Origin of the sequence: Streptococcus acidominimus (assembly GCF_001921825.1) — a bacterium.
In the GTDB taxonomy this organism is placed as follows: Bacteria; Bacillota; Bacilli; order Lactobacillales; family Streptococcaceae; genus Streptococcus; species Streptococcus acidominimus.
Map to the genome: position 1 here is coordinate 14,413 of NZ_MSJL01000012.1, position 12,180 is coordinate 26,592.

Sequence of the window (12,180 nt, forward strand, 5' to 3'; positions counted from 1 at the left end):
TATTGTTTCTTCCCCAAACGTCTCCAGTATGCACTAAAAAACACTTTCAATAACAGTATATACCAAATACAGCCTATGAAAACTATGCTGTATTCAGTCTATTCACTACTCTTCTTTTTTTCTATTTTTAGAAAGAATCACTCCTGCTAAGCCTAGGCTTGCAAAGGCTAGTAGGTTCAAGAATGGCATTGTTTCGGTACCTGTATTTGGTAACTGTACAGGCGAAACTGCTGTTCTTTGAGGTGTTGTGCTATTCATTGAAGAACCAAATGTCGTTATTGGAAGCATGTTTGGTGTAGAAGTCTTTCGTTCCTCTGAAACTGGTAGACTTGGTTTATGTGGATCACCTTCACCTGGTTTATTTGTTTTTCCACCATCTGGTTTGTTCGGATTACCTTCATTCGGTTTATTTGTTTCTCCACCATCTGGTTTGTTCGGATTACCCTCATTCGGTTTATTTGTTTCTCCACCGTCTGGTTTGTTCGGACTACCTTCATTCGGTTTATTTGTTTCTCCACCGTCTGGCTTGTTCGGATTACCCTCATTCGGTTTATTTGTTTCTTCACCGTCTGGCTTGTTTGGATTACCCTCATTCGGTTTATTTGTTTCTCCACTGTCTGGCTTGTTCGGATCTTTTGGTATTGGTTTATTGATACAAGTACATACCCCGTCTTTTCCATCCTTACCATCTTTTCCATCACGGACAAAGTCTCGGCTGACTTCATTGCCATTACTATCTATGACAATGACCCAAATACCTGTATGACCATCCGTGTTCTTACCTGATTCAGTTTTAACTGTCGGAGACTTACCGTCAATACCATCACGAACAAATTCACGGCTAACTTCATCACCATTACCATCACGGATAATCACCCAAATACCTGTGTGACCTTCCGTGTCTTTGCCTGGTACTGCTTCAACAGTCGGTGACTTGCCATCTACACCGTCACGACCATTTGCACCGTCTGCGCCTTTGTCGCCTTGGTCTCCCTTATCGCCTTTCTTACCGTCTGGTACGAAAGTACGAGAGAGTTCGGTACCGTCACCATCTCTAGTGATAACCCATGTACCGTCAACCTCTTCGCCTGCTGGGTTAGTACCCTTACCGCGTTCGGTGACCACACTTGGTGACTTGCCATCTACACCATCGCGACCGTCTTGACCGTTGGCTCCAGTGTCGCCTTTATCACCCTTTTCGCCTTGGGCGCCAGTATCACCTTTATCGCCCTTTTCGCCTTGGGCGCCGGTATCACCTTTATCACCCTTTTCGCCTTGGGCGCCAGTATCGCCTTTATCGCCCTTCTCGCCTTGGGCGCCAGTATCGCCTTTATCACCCTTCTCGCCTTGGGCGCCGGTATCACCTTTATCACCCTTGTCGCCTTGGGCGCCGGTATCACCTTTCTCGCCCTTCTCGCCTTGGGCGCCGGTATCACCTTTTTCGCCCTTGTCGCCTTTGGTAATCTCTGGAACAGCTGTCGTGTTAATCGCATCACTTGGTGACTTATCAGCTTCCGTTTGTTTAGCGGTTACAGACTGGCCTTTGACAAACGGCGTTGTACTTTCAATAGACCAAATACCGTTTTCACCGACCATTGCCGTTTGCATGCTGCCGTCTGGCAAAGTGACAGTTACCGTCGCACTTGGCACACCTGTACCTGAAACAGTCCTTGTTCCTTCAATCACTGGATTGATACGTGGATCAGCTGACTGAACTTTTTCATCGTCCTTCTTAGGCAGTTTTATCACATCAATTGATACCGTGTGGGTTAATGTTTTACTACCATCTTGGCTGGTCGCAGTGACTACAAAATCGTATCTTCCAGTCTGGCTTGGAGTACCTGTAATCTGTTTAGTAGCTGCATCATACACTAAACCTTCTGGTAACGTCGCCTCATCCACGGTCAAGCTTGTATTATCACTATTTGTGATTTGTAATGTACGAACACTATCTCCCAGTAGGATAAACTGTCTATCATTTGTCACCTTCAATGAAATTGGCGAATCTGGTAAAACAGTAAACTCAAATACTGTTTCTGCAGACGCTCTACCAAGTTCATCAGGGTTTTGTGCACTAAGGCGGATACGGTGGGTTCCTGCCTGTTTCGGCGTACCGCTAATCGTCTTCGTAGCTGGATCATAGGATAGACCATATTCTTTAGCGATGTAATCTACCAGATCCTCCTCGTTCAATGCTGTAGATAAATAGCGTCCAACAATAGAAGAATGTTCACTATTCGTCACAAGAGCAGCCTTAATTGGCTCACCTAGCTGAACGGTTTGACCGTTATTGCTGACTTCAATACTAGCAGGAAGTGGATTTACTTTGATTGTGAACATTTTTTCTGTAGCCTCTTGAACATTGCCCTCATAGTTGGCAGAGAGGTAAACTCTATACTTTCCAGCTCGAGTAGGAGTTCCACTGATGGTCTTAGTAGCAGAATCATAGGTCAAACCTTCCGGTAAATATTGAACAAAGCTTTCATCCAAAATACTTCCATCTGTATGACTGATGATAATCGGCTCAATCGGAGAAAGAACGGTCACTTCACGATCAGGAGCAACAATTTCTAGTGGTTTAGGTAAGACTGTTATCGTCACTGTTTTCCGTATCTGACTATACTTAGCATCATCATAATAGCTTTCCCCTGTTAAATCTTTGTGAACTTTTGAAAGAATAGTAAACCTATATGTCCCAGCTTTCTCAGGTATGCCACTAATTATACCTGTTTCAGAATCATAGATTAAACCTTTTGGAAATCCAAATCTTTCGTCAGTATCAAGGGTTCTGGTAGCTTGCGCTGTTCCAGTCACTACCATAGGTATAATACTGTCTCCTCGAGTAATCGTCTGGTTATCGTTGCTGACTTCAATAATGTGGGGAAGTGGTGTAACGGTCAATTTAAAGGTTGTATTAGCTGATTGTTTCGTACCATCTGCGCGTACCCGAATCACAGTAACTTGGGTTTCATAGGTTGTTGCCTTAGTCGGAGTTCCATTAAGCTTCAAATCACGAATAGAAATACCAGGAATCTCAAAAGGTTGAGGTTCGATATCCCATTCTCCTTGTTTCTTTGCGTAAGAAATACGATAGTTTTCAGGCAAGTCCCACCTATAATTGAAGCTGTCAAGAACTTGGACAGTTTCATCTACTGGAGCAACGACAAATTCACCTGGTGTCACAGTCAGATTCACCATTTTGGTCAAGGACTTACCATCTTTTTCTACTGTAATCGGAATTTTATAGGTTCCCTCATACAAGCCCCGACCAGAAATGGTCTTCGTCCGAGCATTATAGCGCGTACCAGCTGGCAGTTTAGAGCTATCAACTGTTAGGGTAGCTCCTTCTGTATGGGTAATCACCATATTTTCCCAACGGCTACCTTCTACAACTGTCTGGTTGGCATTGGTAACATCTAATTCTAGCCCTGTCTCTTCTCCTGGCTGAACTTCATAGGTGAAATTTGCCACCACTGTTACCGTTTCGCCATTGGCATTTAGGTACTTAGCTTCCACACGAGCTGTCTTATGTTCCGTTGTACGCGTCACGCCATAGCCAACGATCGTTCTATCTGTATTGTTGGCGGAAAGTACTGCAAAAGTATCTCCGTCACTTGGGATGACCTTTATTTCTGCCAATGGAGTATTCTTTTTCATAGAAATAGGAATCGCCGTAATTGGCTCCCCCTCTTTCCAGACTTGATGTGAAATCGGGTTGATAGCATCTACCACTTCAAACTCAAAGGTACGAATCGGAGCATTATCTCCAAAGTGTCCATCGATGACCCCGACATCAAAGGTATATTTCCCCGGTAACAATTCCGCCCCTGCTTTTTTCACCAAACGTCCATCGGCAGTGAGTTCCGTTCCGTCAGGGAAACGAACCGGTTTGAGCGTAGCGTTCTCTTTATTTTTGGTAATAACACCGAGTTCTTGTTCTTCCGAACTAATCGGCACACGTACCTTGGTTGGTTCATCTAATGTGTAGTCTTTATTTCCTTCAAACTTGATGTCTGCATTGGTTAGAGCACCATTTTGTGAACGTTCAATGGTTGTAAAATCAATCCGAAAATCTTTCGTTAAACCTAGATTATCTGTCACTTGGAAGGTCACATAATAGTTACCTGCTAAATCAGGAAGCTTTTTGAAGTTAACCAAGTAGGGTGTTTCATGCGTGGCATCAGCATATCTTCCTTCAGGAGTATTCCCTGTCAGTGTCCAATAAGTATTTGCTGGGTAAAGCTCGCTCCTATCAATAAATTCTAGCTCAACACCTGCTGACCCTCCTGTTTGCTTAAACTCAGCAATCGTGAGCTGCTTTGAAAATGTACTTAAATCATCCAAACCTAGAAGCGAGAAACGTGCTTGATACTGCTGGGTAGTAGAAGTCGCATTTTCAATAGTTCCACGTTCTATATAATAGCCAAAAGGTGTCGTTGTTACCTTCAAATCGTGATAACGAAGATTTGTAGCTGGCTGATTGTGACCATCACTAAACTCCCTACCAACTTGTACCCTCTCTCCATCAGTACTTTGAAAACTTCCCTCTTTCACATACCTCTCAAAATTATCGTAACTACCGGAACCGATCCATACCGACGGACCTGTTACATCATAGGATGTACTTCTAGGTAAGTCCTCTCCTGACACTCCAGTGTACGTAGCATCTACTCTCGGTACAAAGCCTTTGTGACTCTGCACTTTCCAGAGTGCAGTCGCCTTAACAGTCGGATCACTCTTTGAAACGAGTCCAATCTGGTAATTTCCAACTGCTAGAGCTACGCCCAGCTCTACATTTCCACGAATATAGTTGGCTACAGGATCATAGGTCAAGCCTAATTTTTTCGCGTCTTCTGTCAACTCTACCTCATCGGAAGTAATGCGAGTAAGACCCGTTTTATAGATGAGTTCAACCGTATCTCCATTTTTAGTTGAAGTCATCTCAACATAACTCCGATCACCAGTTCCCCAATACCGCTCAATGGTAATATATGGTTTATCATTATCCACCGCTGTACTCGCACGGAAAGCAGGTTTGCCCTGATTTACCACAGCCTCATTTGCTTGCTTGTCTGCTATAAGGTTAAAGTTCAGAACGTTACGCTCATTTTCACGGGCAGTAAAGACAACTGCTGGGTTCTGATTCGGAGCTAACTCATAGCCTGCAATCTCACTTGCCACCTCTGTCACCTTGGTTTCTGCTACTGCATCTGTTGTAGTGACTGTCGCCATGTGATTTTCTGACGCTAGCGTCTCACCTGTTTCGACATCTTTATAGACCACTTTATAAGGCAGGGTAACCGTACGCTCTGCAGGTGCTATTTCTATAGCTGGAGCAGACGCAGGGGTCTCATTGGCTGGTGTCGTAGTTGCTTCACTTTTTGCCTCTGTTTCCACAGCAGGTGGGACTACAACCAAGGCTGCACGGGCTTGAGATAGGTCGGAAATCGCTGCTATCAATGCATGATTTTGACTATCTACCTCTGCTTGGTTCGCAGCAAGGTTTGTGATGAGAGTCGTTGCTTTTTCTTGCTCTTGTCTAGCTAACGCAAGGACTGCCTCATAACTTGCCACACTCTCTGCTGTTTTATCACTGGTATCTGTATTTGCACTTTGTTCAATCAATGCATTTAAGGTATCTAATGTCTGTGCTAAGCTCGCTTTATCTACAAGGGTCGTCTCTATCGGCTCTTCAGTTGAAACCGTTTTTTCTGATACCTCAGCTTCTGCCGAGCTTTCCTCAGCCATCAATGCTTCTTTTTCTGCTACACTCGGATCTACTTGTTCTGTACCAACATTACTAAGAGGCACTTCTTCTGCATGAAGAGGTGTTCCGACACCTACTGTCGTTCCGATAGCCGCTGCTGCAACAACTGCTTTCAGTCGTCTCTGTTCCAAACGCAAGCGTTTTTTATTTCTTTGTTTTTTACTCATTACTTCATCGTTCCTTTATGGTTTAGTATATAATCTGTTAAAAACGTTAGAGAGCGCTCAACAATATAGCCTCCCTTACTAAGAATGTAGAATAGGTCTTCTATATCTCCTGAAACTCTGGTTACATGCCGCGCAAAAACTCGACTTTCTTCATCCAGCGCAAAATAGTAATAAAGACCGTGTTGGAGATTGAGCGCATTGATCCCCTCCAGCCAGAGAGAACGCTCATCCCTATGGGGGAGATATGCCAGATGGTTAAAGACAATCTGGCATATACACTCTGATTCTCCCTTTGAAATAGATAGGGCAAATTCTATTTGATGATCCTCGAAAATTAATAGTCGACCTTTGTAGACTACCGCTTCCTCCTCTTCTCTCACTTTAAGAGGGAACCCTTTCATTTCTAACAGCTCTTGAAATCTTTGATTTAAATCCGACATCAGCATCTGCTCCTATTTAGATCCAAACGAATAGAGAGGAATTTCTCCCGTATCTTCTTCATTGCCCTTGTTGTTTTCTACCTGCTCTGAAGAAGTTGTCAAACTCTTATCAGATTCATTTGCCATCTGTTTGGTTAGATAGAGTACTTTTCGACTATTTTCTAGAATGGTATTTAATTCGGAATCATGTTCATGCAAGTCCGCTAACTCAATATGATCTACCATTTCCATATGTCGATTGAGCAGCTGGCGCAGTTCAACTTTCATAAACTCTTCATGAGTTACAATTCTCCGCCGTGCTTCTTCTAACTCTTGTAACTTGACCTCCGTATTGCGTACACGATCGCTAAGATTCTCTTTTGTTAGACGAATTAATTCTTCCGCCTTGACCTCCGAATCCGTCAAAATGTCTCTGGAAATTCGTTTGGCTTCTGTCAAAGCTTCGGAAATAAAGAGTTCTTTTTCCTGATAGCGTTCTATTGTCCGTTTAAAGGTCGCATTTAACTCCTCCAAGTCATGAATCTTTTTTTCATAGTCTCCTCGTTGCCGACTCAACTCATTGTCATGCTCTCTGCGTTGAGCATTCAAAACCCGATGAACAGAAGATTTTGAATACCCAAAAAATAATGTTCCTTTCAACTCAGCCATTTTTTTCTCCTTGAAATGTTAGATATTATAGCTATTTCACTTTTAAAAAGTATGTTATGAAAAACATGGTATAAGGAATAGATCTTGGAAAAACTGTCCTTGAACATGCAAAAAAACATACATAGAATACTATTTTAATGTAAATTGATTTATATTATTCAGTCATTTAGAAACAACAAGAAGTATGCACTCTAACTATAAAGCAGTCAGGTAAAAACTAATCACAACTGTCACTAGCTATCTCTCCTTTATGAGATCCCGTTCGTCGTTCAGAATGTCTCCAATAACGTCGGCTACAAATACTACTACAAAATACTGTTCGCCTATCAAGAATTCCGCTTTGTGTCACTACTTGGCATCCACATTTTTTACAGATAAACGTATAGCTCTCATAAAAATTGTTTCTTTTTTCCAAGACTACTTTCCTCCCTTCAGCTAATACTTCTTCATCTTTTCTAAGAATATCGTCATTTAGTTTGCATCTTTATTACTTCGTTAACTCGTCTTACTGTACTCCAGTTATCTGCGATTCGTTTCGATAGTACAAAAAATAAACTAAACGGCTATGACTAGCCCTTTTACCTACTATTAGGTATCTGGAAAACACATATTTCTAAACATATGCTTCATTTTTTTGCATCTTTTCTCCTCCTATTCCTAATTCAGCAACTAACCGTCTCTTTCAAAGCGCCTAAAAACCGATACTGTATATATAATATATCAATATATGTCATTTGGTAGCGAATCCCAATTTCACATATTGATATATTATATTAGTTAATTAAACAAATATATTGTGGTTATTCTTGTGATATTTTTTAAAGACTGTTAGTTATAAGGTTTGACTGTAAGTCAAACCTTTGATATATGTAGTATATCAAAGGGCTTAAATATAAATGCTTATGCGTATATTTTGTTGTTAAAATAAAGGAAAGAACAAAAAAACTCTAACACTCGTATGAGTGCTAGAGCTTCTCGTTTCTTTGCGGAAGAAGGCTGAAAGTGGAGACAGCTTTCTTCCACCTTCTATAATTTCGCTTGCCACTTCTTAGCCCAAACGTGTTCATTCGGAACACCGTGGAAATCAGCCTTTCCTTCTAGTTTGTCAAGGAGGGCTTCGATCGTATTGGGGTTATGGTGGTAGGCATTGATGGCAGTTTTGACCATTGTGACATCATGGAGGTGGGTCGTATAGTTGAAAGAGACAAATACTGTCGGGACTTCATGCACGTACCAAGGGACTTCATTTGCCATGGCTGTCTTCCATTGAATACGGTAATTGTTTTGCGCACCGTATCCGACAACATTTGCGACAGTCAGTGCCAAATCAACTTCATCACGGTAGGTCAGGGTCGCCCCTTTGATCCGGCTATCTCCGTCATTGACTGTGACTTCATAACCTCTTCGCTCCAAGGCTGCCTTGAGGTGATCGACAACCTCATTGCTCGCATCCATAATGCCACCTTTTTCTCCCTCGAGATAGTAGAGGCGGATACGGCGATGCTTTTCTGGGTTAATCGGTAGGTTTGCCTGCGTATCTTTTAGAAGAGTAATCGACTTGTCCGCGGCTTCTCTCTGCCATGCTAGATGTTCTTCACAACCGATTATTGCGAGTTCTTCGGCATCTTTAAGGAGCCTTCCTTCTGCCTGCTTGATGTGGAGATTTAGCTTCGCCTTTAGACCTAAAATCCGACGGACGGCATCATTCAAGCGCTCTTCGGAGATAATCCCCTTGCGATAGCCATTGAGCATAAAGTGGAAGTCTTCCTCCATATTATTGAAGAATAAGAACATGTCGCAACCCGCAGCAATCGCAGCAGGAACATAGTCTTCCCGGCGCATTGCCGCTGTCATTCCCAGCATGTGGCTCGCATCTGTAATGACTAAGCCGTTGAAATCAAGATTGGTCTTTAAAAGCCCGTCAATCAATTCTGGCGCCAAGGTTGCTGGTAGGATGTCCTCATCTTTGAGGGCGGGGTTGAGCTGCTGTTGATAATAAGGAAGGGCAATGTGTCCCGCCATGATCATTTCTACTCCACGCTCAATATGGTGGCGATAGACCTGACCAAAGGAAGCCTCCCATGCTTCTGGAGAGAGTTCATTCACACCAAGCACTAAGTGTTGGTCACGCTCTTCTGTCCCGTCACCCGGGAAATGCTTGATACATTGGATCACTTCCCGCTCTGCTGTCAGTCCATCCAAGTAAGCGCTGGTGTAGCGGATCACAGCCTCTGCAGTTGTCCCGTAAGAGCGGGTATTGACAATGGTATTACGCCAGTTCTCCAAGATGTCCACACATGGGTCGAAATTGACATTGACACCGAGGGCTGTCTCTTCACGCGCAGAAACCAGACCTGCCAAGTATGGTACACGGGTATCACGACTTGCTTCTGATTGAGCACCTGAGGAAATGTAGGTTCCTCCCTTGACTGCACCATCACCACCAGAGTCACAGTTGGCAGCTACCAAGAGTGGCACTTTAGAAGATGCCTGCAACTCATTGATCAAGCCTTGTACTTGTTCGGGACTGCCATTCATATAACGAGCACCACCGATATGGTATTTCTCAATAATCTCCTTATTCGTCAATGTATTTCCGCTGAAGGCATCACCGCCGAAGAAGAAGAGATTGACAAATAACTGCCCAATTTTCTCCTCATCTGAAAGTTCGGTGAGTGTCCTTTCTACCCAATCAATTTGATCCCTATCTAAATTGTAGGGCTTTTTACTTAAATCAACTAATCTTGCCATGCTATGTCCTCCTTCTCTGTCTAGGTTGATATCGTCCGTTCATTTCTATTTTTATTCCTTCGTTCACTCGTCTTGTATAATTGAACTCGGGCTACGAGCTGTGCAAAAAAGAGCGATAACTGTTTCAGTTTTAGCTGATGATGGTTCTTTAGGAAATAGGCTGAAAACCTCCACTGGAGCTTTTCACTCGTCAAAACTCCTATTTTTGCTTTGCTCGTCTAACGCCCTTGTATCTTGTATAATTGAACTTGAGCTACAACTCACTGACAAAAAGATAAATACTCCTAGCTCTAAAGGTATAGCATACCTTTAGAGGCGGGAAATAGAAGTTTGCGAAGCAAACTCTCACTAGCTTCTTCGTCGTATTTCCTATTTTGTCTAGGAGTTGCTTAACGCTCTCGTATCTTGAGTTGTACTATTGAGAAAAGTTACACTTTTCTTATCTATCACTTGTCTAGTTATCAACTAGACAACTACCTGCGACTTTTAACGAAAACTTTGTTTTCTTTATTTCCCACCTCAAACAGTCTCTCCCCAGACTGTTTGAGCTAGTACTAAAAGTAAACTAAACAACTATATCGTCCGTTCATTTCTATTTTTATTCCTTCGTTCACTCGTCTTGTATAGTTGTCAACTTGTTTCGATGAGTGATACACTTTGAAAAACTCCGATAGAGGTTTTCAGCCTGCTCCCTTGAAATTAGAAAGGAGTGAACTTCCTTTCTCCCTCTTGTTGATTTTCATTGAGTATATGAGAATTATTCTAGTCCTCTAGATTTTCCCAAAATTGGGCTGCCAATGCCCCTTCTAATTCTTTCGTCCACTCCTTGTTCAAGAAGCGTTGGCTGTAGGTGTGTAGTAGTTGTTCCCAGGAAGTCTTTTCTGCTCCAACCAATATTGGGTAAAAGTGCACACCGTTTTGTTCGGCAGCTTTCAAGTCTCCCGGTGAATCTCCAATCATCAACATCTGATGACGGTCATATCCCTCTTCTATTAAATGAGCAAGGACATCTTCTTTTTTGCCTCGGTCTTGGCAATAGAGGTCATCTACAAACTCCAGCAAGCCTTGGTCTTGCCATTCTTCTAGCACTGCCTCTTTATTAGCAGATGAGACAACGAAGACCTTGCCTTTGGTTTTTAGAAATGCCAGCGTTTCTCGTACTTCCTCAAATGCGAGAACTGCTCCGTCATAGTCTTTAATGGACTGGTTGACCTGCAAAGACCAGTCCAGAGCCTTTTGGAGGTCGTCTGATGGTGTAGCTTCTAAGGCCTTTTCCAAGGAAGCATTGGACAAGGAAGAAGTCGTCTCCACCCAAGCCTCCAATTGCTCAATCCCTGTCATACCGGCAGATTTGAGACCGGTCACTAGACCAACAAAACGGTTGATCCCCCTCCTTTTGGAATAGAGATTGACATGGTTCCACTCTGCCAGAAAGGCTTTCCGATCTGCAATCTCAAAGACATCTGCTGCCAAGGGGCCAAAAAACAACTGGTGCTTATAGGTCATGGTATCCATGGCACAGCCATCTGAATCGATACAAAATACATAGTCTGCTTTCATACTTATACTCCAGAATAGGCCGAGAAACCACCGTCAATAGGGAGAACTACTCCATTTACAAAGCTAGCGAGGTTTTCATCTGCTAGGAAGAAAACACCACCGACCAATTCTTCTGCCTCGCCAAAGCGCCCCATTGGGGTATTGGTCAAGATTTTATTGGCACGCGCAGTTGGTTGCCCTGTCTCATCAAAGAGTAGCCCACGATTCTGATTGGTGACGAGGAAGCCCGGTGCGATCGCATTGCAACGGATACCGACCTTTGAAAAATGCACAGCCAACCACTGGGTGAAATTGCTAATCGCTGCTTTGGCGCCTGAGTAGGCTGGAATTTTTGTCAGCGGTGTAAAGGCGTTCATACTCGAAATATTGATGATATTTGCCCCTTTACGATCGATCATATCCTGCGCGAAAACTTGAGTAGGAAGCAGGGTTCCAAGGTAGTTCAAGTTAAAGACAAAATTGATACCCGCTTCATCTAAATCAAAGAAGGTCTTGGTCTCACTCGGTAAGCCCACTTCGTGAAATTCATTATCGGTGGTTGCCTTGGGATTGTTCCCTCCAGCACCGTTGACCAAGATGTCGGTAGGACCTAAGTCTGCCAATACTTGTCTACGGACTTCTTCCAGATTCTCCTTGGATAAGACATTTGATTTGTAGGCTTTTGCTACACCGCCTGCTGCTTCAATCTCATCCACAAAGACCTGAGCAGCTGCTTCATTCAAATCAAGGAGGGCAACCTTGGCACCCGCCTTAGCAAATTCTTTTGCCAAGTAGCCACAGAGGACACCTCCAGCGCCTGTAATCACGACAACCTTATCCTTAAATTCAATCACTTTTGTCATCTGTC

At 43.2% G+C, this 12,180-nt stretch carries 6 protein-coding genes; all 6 read right to left on the reverse strand.

Translation table 11 applies throughout. The features are described 5' to 3' along the window. Positions 1-105: 105 nt before the first annotated feature. Positions 106-5,934: a putative Ig domain-containing protein gene (locus BU200_RS03770; RefSeq protein WP_075098894.1), complete on the reverse strand. Its 5,829-nt coding sequence runs from the start codon at positions 5,932-5,934 to the stop codon at positions 106-108. Continuing rightward, complete coding sequence (locus BU200_RS03775) at positions 5,934-6,374, reverse strand: hypothetical protein (RefSeq protein ID WP_075098895.1); 441 nt, start codon at positions 6,372-6,374, stop codon at positions 5,934-5,936. The genes BU200_RS03770 and BU200_RS03775 overlap by 1 nt, the downstream gene beginning before the upstream one ends. A 12-nt stretch (positions 6,375-6,386) precedes the next feature. Continuing rightward, complete coding sequence (locus BU200_RS03780; RefSeq protein ID WP_075098896.1) at positions 6,387-7,022, reverse strand: hypothetical protein; 636 nt, start codon at positions 7,020-7,022, stop codon at positions 6,387-6,389. Between the two features lie 1,026 nt (positions 7,023-8,048). Then, a complete protein-coding gene (locus BU200_RS03785) occupies positions 8,049-9,773 on the reverse strand; it encodes a glycoside hydrolase family 3 protein (RefSeq protein ID WP_075098897.1) in 1,725 nt (574 codons plus the stop codon). Positions 9,774-10,535: 762 nt separating this feature from the next. Next, positions 10,536-11,333: an HAD family hydrolase gene (locus tag BU200_RS03790; RefSeq protein ID WP_075098898.1), complete on the reverse strand. Its 798-nt coding sequence runs from the start codon at positions 11,331-11,333 to the stop codon at positions 10,536-10,538. A 2-nt stretch (positions 11,334-11,335) separates the two neighbouring features. Next, positions 11,336-12,175, reverse strand: a complete 840-nt coding sequence (locus BU200_RS03795) for an SDR family oxidoreductase (protein WP_075098899.1) — start codon at positions 12,173-12,175, stop codon at positions 11,336-11,338. Positions 12,176-12,180 lie beyond the last annotated feature (5 nt).